This is a genomic window from Subtercola boreus, from assembly GCF_003399635.1.
In the GTDB taxonomy this organism is placed as follows: domain Bacteria; phylum Actinomycetota; class Actinomycetes; order Actinomycetales; family Microbacteriaceae; genus Subtercola; species Subtercola boreus_B.
On record NZ_NBXB01000034.1, the window covers coordinates 69,142 to 86,199 of the forward strand.

At 65.8% G+C, this 17,058-nt stretch carries 19 protein-coding genes and 1 pseudogene; 2 read left to right on the forward strand and 18 right to left on the reverse strand.

Annotation, left to right across the window (positions count from 1 at the left end):
* Positions 1-19 precede the first annotated feature (19 nt).
* Positions 20-973: a type I pantothenate kinase gene (gene coaA / locus B7R22_RS12400; protein ID WP_116412043.1), complete on the forward strand. Its 954-nt coding sequence runs from the start codon at positions 20-22 to the stop codon at positions 971-973.
* A 114-nt stretch (positions 974-1,087) separates the two neighbouring features.
* Here coaA and glmM read toward each other — a convergent pair whose 3' ends face one another.
* From glmM to B7R22_RS20100, 17 genes and pseudogenes are all read right to left on the reverse strand, one after another.
* Positions 1,088-2,434 carry a phosphoglucosamine mutase gene (gene glmM, locus B7R22_RS12405; RefSeq protein WP_116412044.1) on the reverse strand — a complete coding sequence of 449 codons (1,347 nt, stop codon included), beginning with the start codon at positions 2,432-2,434 and terminating at the stop codon, positions 1,088-1,090.
* Positions 2,435-2,460: 26 nt separating this feature from the next.
* Positions 2,461-2,946, reverse strand: coding sequence for a 30S ribosomal protein S9 (gene rpsI, locus B7R22_RS12410; RefSeq protein WP_116283865.1), 486 nt, complete (start codon positions 2,944-2,946; stop codon positions 2,461-2,463).
* A gap of 44 nt (positions 2,947-2,990) precedes the next feature.
* Positions 2,991-3,437, reverse strand: coding sequence for a 50S ribosomal protein L13 (gene rplM / locus B7R22_RS12415; protein WP_116283866.1), 447 nt, complete (start codon positions 3,435-3,437; stop codon positions 2,991-2,993).
* Positions 3,438-3,599: 162 nt separating this feature from the next.
* Positions 3,600-4,484 carry a tRNA pseudouridine(38-40) synthase TruA gene (gene truA, locus B7R22_RS12420; RefSeq protein WP_253259054.1) on the reverse strand — a complete coding sequence of 295 codons (885 nt, stop codon included), beginning with the start codon at positions 4,482-4,484 and terminating at the stop codon, positions 3,600-3,602.
* Positions 4,485-4,497: 13 nt separating this feature from the next.
* Positions 4,498-5,058, reverse strand: a complete 561-nt coding sequence (locus tag B7R22_RS12425; protein WP_116412045.1) for an Lrp/AsnC family transcriptional regulator — start codon at positions 5,056-5,058, stop codon at positions 4,498-4,500.
* Positions 5,059-5,183: 125 nt separating this feature from the next.
* Positions 5,184-5,756, reverse strand: a complete 573-nt coding sequence (rplQ, locus tag B7R22_RS12430) for a 50S ribosomal protein L17 (RefSeq protein WP_116412046.1) — start codon at positions 5,754-5,756, stop codon at positions 5,184-5,186.
* Between the two features lie 64 nt (positions 5,757-5,820).
* The gene (locus B7R22_RS12435; RefSeq protein WP_116283869.1) at positions 5,821-6,810 is read right to left on the reverse strand and encodes a DNA-directed RNA polymerase subunit alpha; all 990 of its coding nucleotides are present in this window, start codon (positions 6,808-6,810) and stop codon (positions 5,821-5,823) included.
* A gap of 168 nt (positions 6,811-6,978) precedes the next feature.
* Positions 6,979-7,377: a 30S ribosomal protein S11 gene (gene rpsK, locus B7R22_RS12440; RefSeq protein ID WP_104242515.1), complete on the reverse strand. Its 399-nt coding sequence runs from the start codon at positions 7,375-7,377 to the stop codon at positions 6,979-6,981.
* A 62-nt stretch (positions 7,378-7,439) separates the two neighbouring features.
* Entirely contained in the window at positions 7,440-7,814 is a 375-nt protein-coding gene (gene rpsM, locus B7R22_RS12445; protein WP_104242513.1) for a 30S ribosomal protein S13, read from the reverse strand.
* Positions 7,815-8,006: 192 nt separating this feature from the next.
* Positions 8,007-8,123, reverse strand: coding sequence for a 50S ribosomal protein L36 (gene rpmJ, locus B7R22_RS12450; RefSeq protein ID WP_104242511.1), 117 nt, complete (start codon positions 8,121-8,123; stop codon positions 8,007-8,009).
* A gap of 78 nt (positions 8,124-8,201) precedes the next feature.
* Positions 8,202-8,423, reverse strand: coding sequence for a translation initiation factor IF-1 (gene infA / locus B7R22_RS12455; protein ID WP_055811571.1), 222 nt, complete (start codon positions 8,421-8,423; stop codon positions 8,202-8,204).
* 102 nt (positions 8,424-8,525) lie between these two features.
* Complete coding sequence (locus B7R22_RS12460; RefSeq protein ID WP_116412047.1) at positions 8,526-9,674, reverse strand: mannitol-1-phosphate 5-dehydrogenase; 1,149 nt, start codon at positions 9,672-9,674, stop codon at positions 8,526-8,528.
* Entirely contained in the window at positions 9,674-10,111 is a 438-nt protein-coding gene (locus B7R22_RS19840; RefSeq protein ID WP_253259055.1) for a PTS sugar transporter subunit IIA, read from the reverse strand. Before B7R22_RS19840 ends, B7R22_RS12460 begins: the two co-directional genes overlap by 1 nt.
* Before the next feature lie 51 nt (positions 10,112-10,162).
* The gene (locus tag B7R22_RS12465) at positions 10,163-11,779 is read right to left on the reverse strand and encodes a PTS mannitol transporter subunit IICB (RefSeq protein ID WP_253259056.1); all 1,617 of its coding nucleotides are present in this window, start codon (positions 11,777-11,779) and stop codon (positions 10,163-10,165) included.
* 67 nt (positions 11,780-11,846) lie between these two features.
* The gene (gene ptsP / locus B7R22_RS12470) at positions 11,847-13,529 is read right to left on the reverse strand and encodes a phosphoenolpyruvate--protein phosphotransferase (protein WP_116412048.1); all 1,683 of its coding nucleotides are present in this window, start codon (positions 13,527-13,529) and stop codon (positions 11,847-11,849) included.
* Positions 13,519-13,788, reverse strand: coding sequence for an HPr family phosphocarrier protein (locus B7R22_RS19845; RefSeq protein WP_116412241.1), 270 nt, complete (start codon positions 13,786-13,788; stop codon positions 13,519-13,521). The genes ptsP and B7R22_RS19845 overlap by 11 nt, the downstream gene beginning before the upstream one ends.
* A 198-nt stretch (positions 13,789-13,986) precedes the next feature.
* A pseudogene (locus B7R22_RS20100) lies at positions 13,987-14,304 on the reverse strand (PTS sugar transporter subunit IIB); the annotation flags it as partial.
* Between the two features lie 27 nt (positions 14,305-14,331).
* On the opposite strand from B7R22_RS20100, the gene B7R22_RS12485 reads away from it, so the two are divergent.
* Positions 14,332-16,236 (forward strand): BglG family transcription antiterminator, encoded by a 1,905-nt coding sequence (locus B7R22_RS12485; RefSeq protein WP_116412049.1) that lies wholly within the window; start codon positions 14,332-14,334, stop codon positions 16,234-16,236.
* Between the two features lie 3 nt (positions 16,237-16,239).
* Here B7R22_RS12485 and map read toward each other — a convergent pair whose 3' ends face one another.
* Positions 16,240-17,022, reverse strand: a complete 783-nt coding sequence (map, locus tag B7R22_RS12490) for a type I methionyl aminopeptidase (RefSeq protein WP_116412242.1) — start codon at positions 17,020-17,022, stop codon at positions 16,240-16,242.
* Positions 17,023-17,058: the final 36 nt, after the last annotated feature.

The window sequence follows — 17,058 nt, forward strand, 5'->3', positions numbered from 1 at the left end:
TGAGGCACAATGGACTCCTATGGTTGATTCCGCGTCGATTCCCACCGTGAGCCACACCACCCCCTACGTCGAGATCGACCGGGCGGACTGGGCGGCCCTCGCCCCCGCCACCCCCCATCCCCTCCTCGAAACGGAGATCGTGCAGTTGCGCGGCCTCGGCGAGCCGCTCGACATGACGGAGGTGAGCGAGGTCTATCTGCCGCTCAGCCGGCTGCTCAACCTGTACGCAGCGGCGCGGCAGAACCTGCACCGCCAGACGGCCGACTTCCTGGGCGAACGGGCGAGGCGAACCCCGTTCGTCATCGGCGTGGCGGGATCGGTCGCCGTGGGCAAGTCGACCATCGCGCGCCTGCTCCGCGAGTTGCTCGCCCGCTGGGACGACACCCCCCGCGTCGAACTCGTCACCACCGACGGGTTCCTGCTGCCGAACCACGAGCTGAACCGCCGCGGAATCATGGAGCGCAAGGGTTTCCCCGAGAGCTACGACCGCCGGGCGCTCCTCCGCTTCGTCAGCGCGGTGAAGAGCGGCGCCGAGGAGGTGCGTGCGCCGTTCTACTCGCACCTCAGCTACGACATCGTGCCGAACGCGCAGATCGTGGTGCGTCAGCCCGACATCCTCATCGTCGAGGGTCTCAACGTGCTGCAGCCCCCCTCCCCCGGCCACCGGCTCGCGGTCAGCGACCTGTTCGACTTCACGATCTACGTGGATGCCCGCACCACCGACATCGCGCACTGGTACGAGGAGCGCTTCCTGAAGCTCCAGCGCGGCGCCTTCGCGAACCCGAGCTCCTACTTCCACCGGTACTCGAGCCTCACCGAGGAGGAGGCCAGGCGTACCGCCCACTCGATCTGGACGTCGATCAATCAGCCCAACCTGGTGCAGAACGTGCTGCCCACAAAGTCACGGGCGACCCTGGTGCTGCAGAAGGGCGAGAACCACGCCGTGAAGCGCGTGCTCGTCCGCAAGCTCTGACCCGTCGCCGCCCGCGCCCCCCGCGCCCCCGCACTTGTTCGTGAGACACCTGCGGACACGTGAGACCGGCGTGCGCGTCTCACCTGTCCGGAGGCGTCTCACTTCCGGGGGCGGCTAGAGCGCGAGGCGCTCGCGCACCACGGCGGCCAGCTCGCCGGCGACACGGTCGGCGGTCGCCTGGTCAGCGGCTTCCACCATCACGCGCACCAGCGGCTCGGTACCGGAGGGGCGGAGCAGCACGCGCCCGGTCTCACCGAGGGCCTCGCCCGCTTCAAGAACGGCCGCAGCCAGGACCTCGTCGGTCGTCGACCGCTCCCGATCGACGCCCGAGACGTTGATGAGCGTCTGCGGGTACACCGTCATCACACTGGCGAGCTCGGCCAGCGTCTTGCCCGTACCCGCCATGTGACTCGCCAGTTGCAGACCGGTCAGGATCCCGTCGCCCGTGGTGGCGTAGTCGCCGAAGATGATGTGGCCCGACTGCTCGCCGCCGAGGTTGTAGCCGTGGGCGTTGATCGCCTCGAGCACATACCGGTCGCCGACCTTGGTCTCGAGCATCCGGATGCCCTGCTCAGCCATCGCGCGGCGAAGACCGAGATTCGACATGACAGTGGCCACGAGCGTGCGTTCGACGAGCGCACCGCGGGAGTCGAGGGCGGTCGCGAGGATGGCCATGATCTGGTCTCCGTCGACGACAGCGCCTGTCGCGTCGACCGCAAGACACCGGTCGGCGTCTCCGTCGTGGGCGATGCCGAGGTCTGCCCCCTCGGCGACGACCGCAGCGGCCAGGCCGGCGAGATGGGTGGAACCCACCCCGTCGTTGATGTTCTCGCCGTTCGGGTCGTTGCCCATGACGGTGACACGAGCGCCGGCGTCGGTGAAGACGTCGGGCGAGACACCCGCTGCAGCGCCGTGGGCGCAGTCGAGCACGACATGCAGCCCGTCGAGCCGATGCGGGAGGGTGCCGAGCAGATGCACGACATACCGGTCTTCGGCGTCGGCGAAACGGCGGATGCGCCCGACGTCACCGCCGAGCGGCACGAGGAACGGCTCACCGAGGGCGGCCTCGATGGCCTCCTCGATCTCGTCGTCGAGCTTCTTGCCGCCCCGCGCGAAGAACTTAATGCCGTTGTCGGGCGCCGGGTTGTGCGACGCGGAGATCATGCAGCCGAAGTCGGCACCGAGATCGGCGACGAGATAGGCGGCAGCCGGCGTGGGAATCACACCGGCATCGAAGACGTCGACGCCGGAACTGGCGAAGCCGGCCGCGACCGCTGCGGCGATGAAATCACCGGAGGTACGCGGGTCTCGTGCGAGAACCGCGATCGGTCGACGACCGGCTGTGCGTGCCGATGCGCCGAGCACCACTGCGGCGGCCTGGGCCACGCGAAGAGCCAGATCTGCCGTGACATCTCTGTTCGCGAGCCCACGCACACCGTCGGTGCCGAAGAGGCGAGCCAAAACGAAGGACTAAACGCCGCGGGCGATTAGCGCTTGGAGAACTGGGGAGCCTTACGGGCCTTCTTGAGACCAGCCTTCTTGCGCTCCTTGACGCGCGCGTCGCGGCTCAAAAAGCCGGCCTTCTTCAGGGTCGCGCGGTTGTTCTCTTCGTCGATCTCGTTGAGGGCACGGGCGATGCCGAGGCGCAGGGCGCCGGCCTGGCCGGAGGGGCCACCACCCGAGATCTTCGCGATGACGTCGTAGCTGCCGAGCAGGTCGAGCAGCTTGAACGGGTCGTTGATGAGCTGCTGGTGCAGCTTGTTCGGGAAGAAGTCCTCGAACTCACGGCCGTTCACGACAATGGTGCCGGCACCCGGCGTGAGACGCACGCGGGCGATGGCCTGCTTGCGACGGCCGACGGCCGCTCCTCCGACGCTCAGCACGGGGCGAGCAGCCTTCGGGGTCTCTTCGGTCGGGGTCTCGGTCGAGTAGCTCTCGGGAGCCACGTCGATCTGGTCTGAAATTTTCGCCACTTTGGTTACGAATCCTTTGTCTGAAGTCTGATGACCGGCGGGCGCTACTGCGCGACCTGGTCGAAGGTGTAGGGAACGGGCTGCTGGGCGGAGTGCGGGTGCTCGCTGCCGGTGTAGACCTTCAGCTTCGTCAGCTGTGCGCGGCCGAGCGAGTTCTTCGGCAGCATGCCGCGGATCGCCTTCTCGACGGCGCGGGTCGGGTTCGTCTCGAGGAGCTGGGTGTAGTTCATCGACGACAGGCCGCCCGGGTAACCGGAGTGGCGGTAGGCGATCTTCTGGGCAGCCTTGGAGCCGGTCAGGGCGACCTTCTCGGCGTTGATGATGATCACGAAGTCGCCGCCGTCGAGGTGCGGGCTGAAGGTCGGCTTGTTCTTGCCGCGCAGGATGATCGCTGCGTGGCTGGCCAGACGGCCGAGCACGACGTCGGTCGCGTCGATGATGACCCAGTTGCGAACGATCTCGCTCACTTTGGGAGAATAGGTACGAGTCACAGTGATAGTGCTTTCTTGGTCGAAATGAGGTGTCCGTGAATCCCACTCCGTGGCCGATTCCGTTCGCCCACACCGAATGACGGTTTCGTGGGCGAGAGAACGGGCCCGTGGAGGGCTCAACTTCGGGCGGCGCAGAGAACTGTTGCACACCAAGGGTCGACACTAGCCTATCTGGCGGATCATTTCCAGTCGCGCCTCGGCCAGCGCCTCGCGGGAACGGCGGGCCCTCGTCTCCTCAGCCCGTCTCGCCAGGCCCGCCGCATCCGGATAGCCGACCGCCATCAGCGTCAGACCTCGCGACGGCATCACCTTGAAGGCACTGGTGCGCTCGAGGGCGTCCCGGAGCGAGACCACCTCCGCAAGCCCCAGCCGCCCCTCACCCACGGCCACCGACGCCCCGACGACCGCCCGCACCATGCTGTGGCAGAAGGCGTCGGCCTGCAGGGTGGCCGTCACCACTCCGTCGTCGGCCCGGGTCCACCGGAAGTCCTGCAGGGTGCGGATGGTCGTGGCGAACGCCCTCGGCTTGCAAAACGAGGCCCAGTCGTGCAGCCCCAGCAGTTCGTCGGCCACCTCCTGCATGGCCTCGACGTCGAGTACCTTCGTCGTCCAGGCCGTCGTGCGACGGGTCAGCGGGCTCCGCACCGGAAGGCTGTCGGCGATGCGGTACTCGTAACGGCGCCACAGGGCGGAGAACCTCGCGTCGAAGCCCTCACCGGCGACGGAGGTCTGGCGCACCACGATGTCGGCGGGTCGACCCAGAACGCCGTTCACGCTCAGGGCGATCCTGCTGATCTCGATGTTGCTGGCCTGCTCAGGGGTCAGGTCGAGGTGCACGACCTGACCCCTGGCGTGCACCCCGGCATCCGTCCGACCCGCGACCACCAGCGACGGCAGGACGCCGAGCCCCGAGTACAACCGCCGGAGGGCTCCTTCGAGCTCACCCTGTACGGTGCGGAGGGCGGGCTGCTTCGCCCAACCGGCGAAGTCGGTTCCCTCATAGGCCAGGTCGAACCGCACCCGAACCGCACCAGCCACGCCGACCACGCACTCCCGCCTCTCAGATCGCGGGCACTGCCCCCAGCTCGGCACCCTCGGGGTACGTCTCGAACATTCTCGACGCAAAGTCGTCGGTGTCGACAGTACCAAGACCCAGCAGGGTTTCCGTGCGCAGGATGCCCGGGAGCGCCGGCACACGTTCGAGGATCAGTTCGCGGAGGTGCGGCTGGTCGCTCACCCGGAAGCGCGCCGTGAGGTCGTAGCGGCCCGTCACGATCGTGAGCTGCTCGAGCTCGGGCAGCTCGCCGAGCGCCTCGATGGTGCACTGGCGGTCGGCTTCGGGTGCGAGGGTGATGTTCACCACGGCAATGACCCCGAGCCCGAGACGGGACCAGTCGATCGAGACGGAGTACTGCTTCACCACGCCGGTTCTCTCGAATCGCGACAGCCGCTTTGCAACGGCCGGCGGCGACATGCCCACCTTGCGGCTCAGCGCCCGCTGGGACTGCCGGGAATCCCTCGCCAGCTCCCTCAGCAGGGCGACGTCTTTACCGTCGAGGCCGACCTCGGGCCCCTCGAATCCTGCTGCGATCTTCGCCGAGAACAGACTGCGCTTCTTCATTCGTACTCCACCTTTTTGGCCCCCATGACAAGTGAATATGAGTATATCTTATCTTTTGAAGGCAAAAAGAACCCCAGCTGCCAGATTTCGGCAACCGGGGTTCTCCAGGCGATCAGAAGAGCGGACTACTTCGCGTCGTCGGCCTTCTCGGCCGCGTCACCCTCGACCTCGGCGGCGGCCTCGGTGGACTCCTCCGGGGCGACGGGCTCGCTGGTCTCGACAGCCTCGGTCTCCTCGGCGGGCACAGCGGCCTCGTCGGATTCCGTCTCGTCAACCACGGTGTCGTCGGCGACAGGTGCCGCGGCGGCGGAGCTGCGGGTCGAGCGCACCTTCGGCGTCACAGGCTCGAGAACGAGCTCGATCTGCACCATCGAGGCGTTGTCGCCCTTGCGGAAGCCGAGCTTCGTGATGCGGGTGTAACCGCCATCGCGCAGGGCGACGAGGGGAGCGATCTCCGTGAAGAGCTCGTGTACGACGGTCTTGTCGCCGATGGTCGCGAGAACACGACGACGAGCGTGCAGGTCGCCCTTCTTCGCGAACGTGATGAGACGCTCGGCTACCGGGCGGAGGCGCTTGGCCTTCGTCTCGGTGGTCTTGATGCTCTTGTGCGTGAACAGCTGGGCAGCCAGGTTCGCGAGCAGCAGGCGCTCGTGCGCCGGCCCTCCGCCGAGGCGGGGCCCTTTAGTGGGGGTAGGCATTTCGTTTTCTCCAGTGAGTAGGTCGTGAGTCGTCCGGCCGGGGCCGAAGCGGAATCAAGTGGGGTTAGATGTTCTCGTCGTCGTAGCCACCGTAGAAGTGGGCGCCGTCGAACCCGGGCACCGTGTCCTTCAGCGACAGGCCAAGCTCGACGAGCTTGTCCTTGACTTCATCCACTGACTTCTGACCGAAGTTGCGAATGTTCATGAGCTGGGTCTCGCTCAGCGCTACGAGCTCGCTGACGGTGTTGATTCCCTCGCGCTTGAGGCAGTTGTACGAACGCACCGACAGGTCGAGGTCTTCGATCGGAACGGCGAGCTCCGAGCTCAGGACGGCGTCGACAGGAGCCGGGCCGATCTCGATGCCCTCGGCAGCGGTGTTGAGCTCGCGGGCGAGACCGAACAGCTCCGTCAGCGTGCGACCGGCAGATGCGATGGCGTCGCGCGGCGTGATGGCCGGCTTCGTCTCCACGTCGACGACCAGGCGGTCGAAGTCGGTACGCTCACCGGCACGAGTCGCCTCGACACGGTAGGTGACCTTGAGCACGGGCGAGTAGATCGAGTCGATCGGGATCTGGCCCGCTTCGCTGAACTCGCTGCGGTTCTGGGTCGACGAGACGTAGCCGCGGCCGCGCTCGATGATGAGCTCGAGTTCGAACTTCGCCTTGTCGTTCAGGGTGGCGATGACGAGCTCCGGGTTGTGGATCTCGACACCGGCGGGAGCCGAGATGTCGGCTGCCGTGACCTGGCCCGATGCGTGCTTCCGCAGGTAGGCCGTGATCGGCTCGTCGTGCTCGCTCGAGACGACGAGTCCCTTGATGTTCAGGATGATCTCGGTGACGTCTTCCTTCACACCGGGGATCGTGCTGAACTCGTGCAGCACGCCGTCGAGGCGGATGCTCGTGACAGCTGCACCCGGGATGGAGGAGAGCAGGGTGCGACGGAGGGAGTTACCGAGGGTGTAACCGAAGCCGGGCTCCAGCGGTTCGATGACGAACCGTGAACGGAACTCCGAGATGTTCTCTTCGGTGAGCGTTGGACGCTGTGCAATGAGCACTGTTGATTCCTTTCGGCTAAGTGTCCGCTATATGACACTTGCGTTTGCGTACAGGGTGGCGAGCCCGACGTTATTGAGTTTTCACGGTGCTTGCGCACCGCAGCTGAACGGCCTGAGCGGCGTGACCCCGTGGAGGAGTCACGCCGCTGGGGCTGTGGAAAGGAATCGCTACACGCGGCGACGCTTGGGCGGGCGGCAACCGTTGTGCGCCTGCGGGGTGACGTCGTTGATCGTTCCGACCTCGAGGCCAGCGGCCTGGAGCGAACGGATCGCCGTCTCGCGGCCCGAACCCGGACCCTTGACGAAGACGTCGACCTTCTTGACACCCTGCTCCTGCGCCTGGCGGGCGGCCGACTCGGCCGACAGCTGGGCTGCGAACGGAGTCGACTTGCGGGAGCCCTTGAAGCCGACGGTGCCCGACGAGGCCCAGCTCAGCACGGCACCCGACGGGTCGGTGATCGTCACGATGGTGTTGTTGAACGTCGACTTGATGTGGGCCTGGCCCACGGGGATGTTCTTCTTCTCTTTACGCCGCGGCTTGCGAGCGGCCGATTTTGGTGCTGCCATGATGTTCTCCTAAAACGTTTATGGCGATGCCGTGCTTCGGGGCCTGGACCCGGAAGTGTTGGCTATCGGGCCTTCTTCTTGCCTGCAACGGTGCGCTTCGGGCCCTTGCGGGTACGAGCGTTGGTCTTGGTGCGCTGGCCGTGCACGGGCAGGCCGCGACGGTGACGGATGCCCTGGTAGCTGCCGATCTCGACCTTGCGGCGGATGTCGGCTGCAACCTCACGGCGGAGGTCACCCTCCACCTTGTACGCGCCTTCGATGTGGTCGCGCAGGGCGACCAGCTGCTCGTCGGTGAGGTCTTTGACGCGAACGTCACCCGAGATCTCGGTGTCGGCGAGGGTCTGAAGGGCCCTCGTGCGGCCGACGCCGTAGATGTAAGTCAGTGCGACCTCCACGCGCTTGTCGCGCGGAATGTCTACTCCTGCAATACGTGCCATGGTGGCATGCTCCTGTTAGTGAGTGGAGGTGTGGGGCACGACCTGTGCTGCGGCCTCCAACCGCAGGTGTCCCCGGACGGATCCGGTTCTGGTCGTGCTTTCAATCGGTGTTCAGTGGTGGCCCTGTTTGGAAGCGCTCGCGCTTCCAAACCAATTGGCACCTGAATTATTGACCGCGGATCTGTCAACAATTCAGCCCTGGCGCTGCTTGTGCCTGGGGTTGGACTTGCAGATGACCATGACGTTGCCGTTCCGGCGAATGACTCGGCAGTGCTCGCAGATCGGCTTGACGCTGGGGTTGACCTTCATTGTTCTGTTCCTATCGCTGTCTTCGTACCCACCGAGAGCGGCGGGCCGTTACTTTCCAGCGTTCGTTACTTGTGACCGCTACTTGTAGCGATAGACGATACGACCACGGGTGAGGTCATAGGGGCTGAGCTCCACGATCACGCGGTCCTCAGGGAGGATACGGATGTAGTGCTGTCGCATCTTGCCCGAAATGTGGGCAAGAACTCTGTGTCCGTTGGTCAACTCAACACGAAACATCGCGTTGGGAAGAGCCTCGACCACTGCGCCCTCGATCTCGATGACACCGTCTTTTTTGGCCATAACTCACTGTCTGTATAAGTATTGATTACTGGTCGTGCGTGTATTGTTTCGGTGTCGTGACACCAAAGATCGAGCCTACCACAGCTTTCAGCGCTGGGACTTTCAGCGCTGGGACATCACCGATCGGAAGGTCTGCACCAGCGACTCGTAGAGCGGGTGCCCCTCGGCCATACCCGTGACCTCGCGCACCGCATCCTCGGCAGAGCTGCCGGCCAGGATCTGCTGCAGCTGCACTGATTCCGGATCGGCCGGCACGTCGAAGGTCAGTGCGGCACGGATGGCGACCAGCAGCGCCACGGGCTCGATCCCGCGCTCGGCCAACTGCGCGGCCGGCCCGATGAACCGCTCATTGCGGCTGAGCTTGCGGAGAGGTGCGCGCCCGACGCGGTCGACGGTGTCGGGAAGGTAGGGGTTCGCGAAGCGCTGGAGGTTCTTCTCCAGGTACGCCTCCTGGACGCTCGAATCGAACTCGTGCTTGGCCACGAGGAGGGACTTCGTCTCCTCGAGTACAGCCTTGACCTTCGTGAAGATGTCGGGAACCGCGATCGCCTCGGCGACAGGAGCGATTCCCTCTGCCGCACCGAAGTACGCCGTCGCAGCATGCCCGGTGTTCACCGTGAAGAGCTTCCGCTCGATGTAGGGGGCGAGGTCCGGCACGAAGTGCGCCTCGGGGATGCTCGGCAGAGCGTCTCCGAACGGGCCCGACTCGATCGCCCACTCGAAGAAGTCCTCGACGGTGACGTCGAGTCCGGCATCCGGTGCCTGTCCCGGCACGATGCGGTCGACGGCGGTGTTCGCGAAGACAGCTCGCGCCGAGACGGCGGCGAAGTCGTCACCGAGGGAGGTCTCGATGTGGCCCCGCAGAGAATCCGTCGCGTTGATCGCGTTCTCGCAGGCCATCACCTGCAGCGGCGCGTCCGATGCCGACCGGGCCTGGAGAGCCCGCCCGATCAGGGGCGCCACGAACCGCAGGATGTTCGGACCGACGGCCGTCGTCACGATGTCGGCCGACGCGATCTCGGCGACCACACCTACCTCATCGGTCGAGCTGTTCAGTGCCCGGAAGTTGTCGACCGTCCAGGTGCGGGGCAACAGTCCGACCTCGAAGACGTCATAGGTCGGCGCGGCCGCGAGTGCGTCGATGAGAGAGGCGTTGACGTCGGCGAAGACGACCTCATAGCCGGCGTTGTGCAGGATCAGGCCGACGAATCCGCGGCCGATGTTGCCTGCACCGAAGTGAACGGCCTTCATCAGTCTTCGTTCACCTGGGAGAGAAGCTCGAACACGGCTTCGTCGCTCGGTGCCTTCAGCAGCTTCTCGACCTCGTCTTCATCGCTGAAGATGAGGGCGATCTTCGAGAGGATGTCGAGGTGCCCTCCGTCTTTGCCGGCGATGCCGACGACGAAGCGCACCTCTTCACCATCCCAGTCGATGGGCTTCGAGTACCGCACGAACGAGAGCGCAGAGTCGAGGATCGCATCCTTGCCCTCGTTCGTGCCGTGCGGAATCGCGAGATAGTTGCCCATGTAGGTGGAGACAGAAGTCTCACGTTCGAGCATCGACGCCAGGTAGTCGTTCGTGACCGCACCGGCCGCGAGCAGGAGATCGTTCGCCTCGGCGATCGCGTCCTCCTTGGTCTCGGCCGTTCCGTGGATCTTGATCGAGTTCAGCGTCAATACGTCGCTCATGAGAATTCCGTCTCCTTGTCATGCGTTGTGCGGGTGAGGCGAGGCTTGCGCTTACGCCTTCTCGGTGTTGTGCTGGCGTTCGAGCAGCCCGACGATTTCGTCGTACTTCGGGCTCGACATGAAGTTGTCGACCGAGACGTGCTCGGCACTCGGGGACTGCTGCTTTGCTCGGGCGGTCAGGTCCTGGTGGGTGATGACCAGGTCGATGTCGTCGGTCAGGTTCGAGATCGCCTTGTTGACCACAGTAACGTCCGTGATGCCGGCTTTTTTGATCTTGTTGCGAAGCACGGATGCTCCCATCGCGCTCGAGCCCATTCCTGCATCGCAGGCGAACACGATGTTGTGCACGGCGGGAATGGACTGCGCCTCCTGGGCCCGGGACGCCTCTTCGGCGGACTCGGGGTCGCGGGTCGACAGGTCGGCCAGGCCGCCCGCCTCGTTCGCGAGTCCGTCTGCCTGCAGGTGGCCGAGCACCGAGCTCTGCTTGCCCTTGTTGGCCTGGGTCTGCGCGATCGCGGCGCTCAGGTCGCCGGCGTTCTCTGCAGCGAGGTCACGCTTGCGCGAGGCGCGCAGGATGACCGCGGACACGATGAACGAGACCGCAGCCGCGGCGATCACCGAGAGAATCACACCGACATAGCTGTCCGGAGCCGTCTGGAAGAGAATGGCGAAGATGGATCCGGGAGATGCCGGAGCGCGAAGTCCGGTGTTGAAAAGCACGTTCACGAACACGCCCGTCATGCCTCCGAGAATCGCCGCAATGATGATCAGCGGTTTCATGAGCACGTACGGGAAGTAGATCTCGTGGATGCCGCCGAAGAACTGGATGATGATCGCGCCCGGCGCACTCGATTTTGCAAGACCGATACCGAAAAGCGAGAAGGCGAGCAGAATACCCAGGCCGGGGCCGGGGTTCGCTTCGATGAGGAAGAGAACAGACTTGCCGGTCTCCTGCACCTGCTGAGCGCCGAGGGGGGTGAAGACCCCGTGGTTGATCGCATTGTTCAGGAACAGCACCTTGCCCGGCTCGACGAGGATGGATGCAAGCGGCAGCAGCCCCAGCGAGATGAGCCAGTTCACGGCAGTCTCGAGCGCGTTGCTCAGCACCGTGATGATCGGAGCGACCAGGAAGAAACCGATTACAGCCAGGATGGCACCGAAGATGCCTGCCGAGAAGTTGTCGACCAGCATCTCGAATCCGGGCTTGATCTTGCCCGCCCAGAGTGCGTCGATCTTCTTCATCAGGTAAGCCGCAAGGGGGCCCATGACCATCGCACCGATGAACATCGGGATGGAGCTGCCGACGATCACACCGATTGTCGCGATGACCGCTACGACCCCGCCTCGAGTGTTGTAAATCATCCGGCCGCCGGTGTTCGCGATGAGAAGGGGCAGGAGATACGTGAGCATTGCGCCGACGATCCCGATGTGGGTCGCGCCGTCCGGGCTCGGGAACCCACCGATCTCAGGTACGGAGATGCCCAGACCGGCAAGCCAACCTGTGCTGATGAACAGCGCGGTGATGAGTCCCCACGCGATGAATGCTGCAATGTTCGGCATGATCATGCCTGAAAGGAAGGTACCGAACCGCTGGACAGCTACTCGGCCTCCTCCCTTCGTGTCGGCGCCGGCGGGGGCGCCGGTCTGGGTTTGTGACGTCGTCGTCATGACCTGTCTCCTTTGTGTGCGGGGGTTTCGTGGGGGTGGGTGCTGGGGGTTCTGAGTGTCATACGGATCATTCGGATGGTGCTGTGGTGGCCTCGAGCACCGCGGCGCGGGCCTCGAAAGCCGAGTTCGCCGCCAGGGCGAGAGTGGCGAACTCCTGTGCCTGGTCGAGCGTGTAGAGCGCGAGCTCCGCACGCACGTCCGCCAGCGCGGCGGGTGGCATCGAAAGCGACGTCACCCCCAGTCCGGTGAGCACGACGGCGAGCAGCGGGTCTGCCGCCGCCTCACCGCAGACGCCGACCGGCTTGCCGAGCGTCTGGCCGGCCCGGCCGACCTCGCCGACGAGTCGGAGCACAGCCGGATGCCACGGGTCCTGGAACGCCGCAACCGAACCGAGAAGACGGTCGGCTGCGAGCGTGTACTGGGTGAGGTCGTTGGTACCGATGCTCGCGAAGTCTGCATCGGCGAGGATCCGGTCGGCGAGCAGGGCCGCCGAGGGCACCTCGACCATGACACCGAGCGTGTTCAGCCCGAGTTCGCGGCCGAGAGCCGTGAAGTACCGCGTCTCCTCGACGGTCGACACCATCGGGGCCATCACCCAGAGATCGGCCTCTGTGACGGCTGCGGCATTGGCGAGCGCCGTGAGCTGGTCGCGCAGGATCTGCTCGTTCGCACGGAGGGCCCGCAGGCCTCGGAGACCGAGCGCCGGGTTCTCCTCGTCGGAGTCGTTCAGGAAGCTGAGCGGCTTGTCCGCTCCCGCGTCGAGCGCCCGCACGACGACCTTCTTGCCGGGGAATGCCGCCAGCAGCTTGGTGTACTGCTCCTGCTGCGCCTCGACGCTCGGAGCTGCGGTCGAGTCGAGGAAGAGGAACTCGGTGCGGAAGAGTCCGACGCCCTCGGCACCCTTCGCCACGGCGTCGGCTGCGGCATCCGCGGAGCCGAGGTTCGCCAGCAGCGGCACGAGGGTTCCGTCGGCGAGCCTGCCGGCCCCGGTCGGGGCGACGGGCCGGGACTTCCGCTCGGCGAGGGTCTGCTCGGCGCGGGCCACTTCGTCGTCACTCGGGGAGGCGGTGATCGAACCCGTGCTTGCGTCGACGATGACGGTCTGCCCGTCGGTGAGTTCCCGTGCGCCTGCAGCGCCGACGATGGCCACGATCGCCTTGTCCCGGGCGAGGATGGCGGTGTGCGACGTCGGTCCGCCTTCGCTGGTGACCAGTGCGAGCACTTTGTCGAGGTCGAGCAGCGCCGTGTCGGCGGGAGCCAGGTCGCTAGCCACCAGCACGAACGCGAAGTCGGGGTCGGGGATGCCCGGCGCGGGCACACCGCGGAGGTTCGCGACGACCCGCTGCGAAACGTCGTTGAGATCGGTTGCACGCTCGGCCATGTAGCCGCCCATGCTCACCAGCAGGTCACGGAAACTCGCAAACGCCTCGAAGACAGCGCGCTCGGCGGTCAATCCGCCCTGCACTCGTGCCTCGACGTCGTCGGCCAGGGTGGGATCCTCGGCCATGAACGCCTGGGCCTCGAGGACGTCGTGCGCGGTGCCGCCTGCGCGCTCACCGCGGGCCCTGATGTCTGCAGCCGTCGCCCGGAGGGCAGCGGCTGCCCGCTCCAGCTCGGCGGCCGGAGTGAGCGTCGACGGGGTGGCCTCCGGCTCGGGCAGGGGTGCGGGCATCCGCACGACAGGGCCGATGGCCAGGCCGCGGCCGATACCTGCCCCGTGAAGCAGGGTGGTGGCGGAACTACTCGGCATCGAGGTCGCGCCCCAGCATTGCGGCGAGGTCGTCGAGGACCTGGTCGGCGTTCGCGTCGTCGGAGGAGATGGTCACCGTGTCGCCCGACTCGATACCGAGCGAGATGACGCCGAGGATGCTTGCAGCGTTCACCGCCTTGCCGTCGCCCTTGGCGATGTTCACCTTCACGCCGGACGTGGCGACAGCCTGCGTGAAGAGCGAGGCGGGGCGAGCATGCAGCCCGTGCGACGAGGCGATCTGGGCGGTGCGTTCGGTCATGAGAGGTTCTCCGTGGGTGTCGGGGCGAATGGTCGAGATTGGGGCAGGCGAGGAGGGGGCGGTCGAGAAGACAGGGTCAGAGGCGCCGAGGGTTTCGATCGCGAGGTCCAGTGCGGCCTCCTCGCCACCGGCGCCGAAGACGTCGTCGGGCAGCAGGGCGGCGGGAACGTTGTACCCGGCCGCGATCTCTGTGAGAACCGACAGCTCATCCGCAAGGTGCGGCCCGACCAGCAGGACGTCGATCCCGGGCATCCGGGAATCGATCGCAGACTGGCTCACGGCCTTCACGGTGACCTCGAATCCACGGGCCTTCGCCGCCGTGCGCATGCGATGGGCGAGAAACGTACTGGAGGCGCCCGCACCGCAGACGACAAGGATGTTCTTCACGGTTCTCGCCTCCTTGCGCGATCGTGCGGGCCGCATCCAAAAGGCCCCGGAACAGGTACTCAAGCAAGTGTGCTGAAAACGAGCCGTGTGTTCCAGCAGAAAACTTTCCGCCCCCGCGGAAAGCGCCATGAGGTTCGGCCTGTAGAGTTTCAGGCCATGAGCGACAGACGTCAACTGCTGCTCGACTTCCTCGCCGAGAACGATGGCTGGACGACGTCGAGCCAGCTCGCCGACCGTCTGGGAGTCACCACCCGCAGCGTCCGGAGTTACGTCACGGCGGCGAAGGCCGCGGCAGAACCGCTCGACATCATCTCGTCGTCGGCCGAGGGCTACCGGCTGAACCGTGAGGCCTACGCGAACTGGCTGGGCCGCCCGGATTCACCGCGTGACCGGCTGCACCACGTTGTGAGGCGCCTGAATGAGTCGACGGACGGGGTCGACGTCTACGAGCTCGCCGCCAGCCTCTTCGTGAGCGAGTCGACCATCGAAGCCGACCTCCGGAAGGTCAGGCCACTGCTCGAGGAGTCCGGTCTCATTCTGGCCCGCCAGGGCAGCCGCGTCTCGGTCCAGGGCGGCGAGGAGAACCGACGGCGACTCGTGAGCCGCATGTTCCGGGACGAGAGCGCTCGGGGCTTCATCGAGGTCGAGCGCATCCAGAAGGAGTTCGGGTCGGCCAACCTCACGGCCTTCAAGACCGACCTCCTGGCCCTGCTCGACTCCGGTGGCTACTTCGTCAACGAATTCGGTCTCGACAGCGTGCTGCTGCACGTGGCGATCGCGGTCGACCGCACCCAGAAGGACCTGGTGCTGGGGGCCGCGGATGCCGGCCCCGGGGCATCCGTGCCGCCCGCCGAACTCGGGGCGGGCATCCATCGCCTCATGCGCACCCACTTCACGGTGACACTGTCGAATGCCGACCTCGACCACCTCGTTTTGCTGCTGACGACACGGGTGATCACGCCCGGGCACGACCTGCCCGTGGAGGAGCAGACGGAAACCCTCGGGCTCACCGACGACATCGAGTTCGTGCGCCGGATCGCCCGGAAGGCCGGGCAGCAGTACCTCGTCGACCTCGACGGCGACGAGTTCGCCGTGCGTCTCGCCCTGCATGTGCGGAACCTCGTGGCGCGGGCGCGGGTGAGTTCGTACTCGCGCAACCCGATGACGCGCTCGATCAAGACGTCGTACCCGATGACCTACGAACTCGCCGTCTTCATCGCCAGCGAGATCCAGCGCAAAGAGTCCATCACGATCAACGACGACGAGATCGCGTACATCGCCCTGCACGTCGGATCCCACCTCGAACGCCAGGCCAGGCGCGAAGAGAGGGTCACGTGCACCCTGATCTTCCCGAACTACTACGACATCCACCTGATGATGCTGCGCCGGCTCGAGGAGGCTCTCGGCGAAGACGTGCGGGTCGAGAAGATCATCACCCGCACCGATGTGGACCGTTCGGAGATCACCACAGACCTCACCATCACGACGGTGCCGGCGCTCGCCCTCGGCGACAACGCGGTGCTGGTGCAGACGTTCCTGACCGACGACGACATCGACACGGTGCGGCGAGCGGTACGCCGGGTGCGCCGGCACCAGCGACGGCGGCAGCTGAAGGACGACCTGTTGCTCTACTTCAGCGAAGAACTCTTCGTGCGAAACCTGGCGGCGGCCGACGAGGTTGACATGATCACCCAGTTGGGCGACCGGATGCTCGCGCAGGGCATCATCGACCAGCCGTACATCGATGGGGCGATCGAACGCGAGCGGATGTCGTCCACCGCCTTCACCGACTCCGTCGCCGTTCCGCATTCGATGCTGATGAGCGCGAATCGCACTGCGATCGCGATCGCTGTGAACGACAGGGCCATGGACTGGGGCGAGAACCGGGTGAACGTGATCGCGCTCATCGCCTTCTCCTCGAGCGGGCGCAATTCGTTCCAGAGCATCTTCGACCAGTTCGTCGAGGTCTTCTCCGAGCGGAACGACGTGCTCCAGCTGATTCGCGGATCGACGGACTTCGCCGCGTTCATTGAGGAACTCGTGCACCTGATGGACAAATAAGCGCTAAGGGATCGGTACCGGGGTGATTCCGAGCGGCGCGAGGTCGGCCGCTCCCCCGTCCGCCGCCGTGAGCACCCAGATTCCACCGGCGTGAACCGCCACGGAGTGCTCCCAGTGGGATGACATGCTGCCATCGGCCGTGGCGACCGTCCAGTCGTCGTCACGGGTGAAGGTGTCGATGCCGCCGGCCGTCACCATCGGTTCGATGGCCACGACCAGGCCGGGCTTCACCTCGGGGCCACGGGCGCGCACCCGGTAGTTGAAGACGGGCGGCTCCTCGTGCATGCTGCGTCCGATGCCGTGCCCGATGTAGTCCGTCAGGATGCCGAACTCGCCCTGGGACTCGATGTATTCCTCGATGGTCTCGCCGACTTCGTTGAGGTGGCGGGCCGTCGCCAGCCGCGCGACGCCGTGCCAGAGCGACGCCTGCGTGACGTCGCTGAGGCGCTGCCGCTCCGCGACGACATCCGGCCGCGTCGCGTCGGGGAGCACCACGGTCATCGCGGAGTCTCCGCTCCAGCCGCCCACGTCGGCACCGGAGTCGATCGACACGATGTCGCCGGGTTGCAGCACCCGCTCCCCCGGTATACCGTGCACGACATTGTCGTTCACCGACGCGCAGACGGTGTGCCGGTAGCCGGGCACCATCTGGAAGTTCGATCGACCGCCACGGGCACGAATGGCGAGATCGGCGGCATGGTCTAGCTCGAGCGTCGTCACCCCCGGGCGGATGATCGCGCGCACCGCCTCCAGGGAGGCGAGTGTTGCGAGCCCCGGCTCGATCATCAGCCGGAGCTCGGCCGGGGTCTTGTAGATCGACTT

Excerpts from the sequence above, each read along its gene's own strand:
- coaA (WP_116412043.1), top strand. The coding sequence starts at position 20 with ATGGTTGATTCCGCGTCGATTCCCACCGTGAGCCACACCACCCCCTAC.
- B7R22_RS12425 (WP_116412045.1), bottom strand. The coding sequence starts at position 5,058 with ATGAAGAAGCGCAGTCTGTTCTCGGCGAAGATCGCAGCAGGATTCGAG.
- rplQ (WP_116412046.1), bottom strand. The coding sequence starts at position 5,756 with ATGCCTACCCCCACTAAAGGGCCCCGCCTCGGCGGAGGGCCGGCGCAC.
- rpsK (WP_104242515.1), bottom strand. The coding sequence starts at position 7,377 with ATGGCAGCACCAAAATCGGCCGCTCGCAAGCCGCGGCGTAAAGAGAAG.
- rpsM (WP_104242513.1), bottom strand. The coding sequence starts at position 7,814 with ATGGCACGTATTGCAGGAGTAGACATTCCGCGCGACAAGCGCGTGGAG.
- rpmJ (WP_104242511.1), bottom strand. The coding sequence starts at position 8,123 with ATGAAGGTCAACCCCAGCGTCAAGCCGATCTGCGAGCACTGCCGAGTC.
- infA (WP_055811571.1), bottom strand. The coding sequence starts at position 8,423 with ATGGCCAAAAAAGACGGTGTCATCGAGATCGAGGGCGCAGTGGTCGAG.
- B7R22_RS12460 (WP_116412047.1), bottom strand. The coding sequence starts at position 9,674 with ATGAAGGCCGTTCACTTCGGTGCAGGCAACATCGGCCGCGGATTCGTC.
- B7R22_RS19840 (WP_253259055.1), bottom strand. The coding sequence starts at position 10,111 with ATGAGCGACGTATTGACGCTGAACTCGATCAAGATCCACGGAACGGCC.
- B7R22_RS12465 (WP_253259056.1), bottom strand. The coding sequence starts at position 11,779 with ATGACGACGACGTCACAAACCCAGACCGGCGCCCCCGCCGGCGCCGAC.
- ptsP (WP_116412048.1), bottom strand. The coding sequence starts at position 13,529 with ATGCCGAGTAGTTCCGCCACCACCCTGCTTCACGGGGCAGGTATCGGC.
- B7R22_RS19845 (WP_116412241.1), bottom strand. The coding sequence starts at position 13,788 with ATGACCGAACGCACCGCCCAGATCGCCTCGTCGCACGGGCTGCATGCT.
- B7R22_RS12485 (WP_116412049.1), top strand. The coding sequence starts at position 14,332 with ATGAGCGACAGACGTCAACTGCTGCTCGACTTCCTCGCCGAGAACGAT.
- map (WP_116412242.1), bottom strand. The coding sequence starts at position 17,022 with ATGATCGAGCCGGGGCTCGCAACACTCGCCTCCCTGGAGGCGGTGCGC.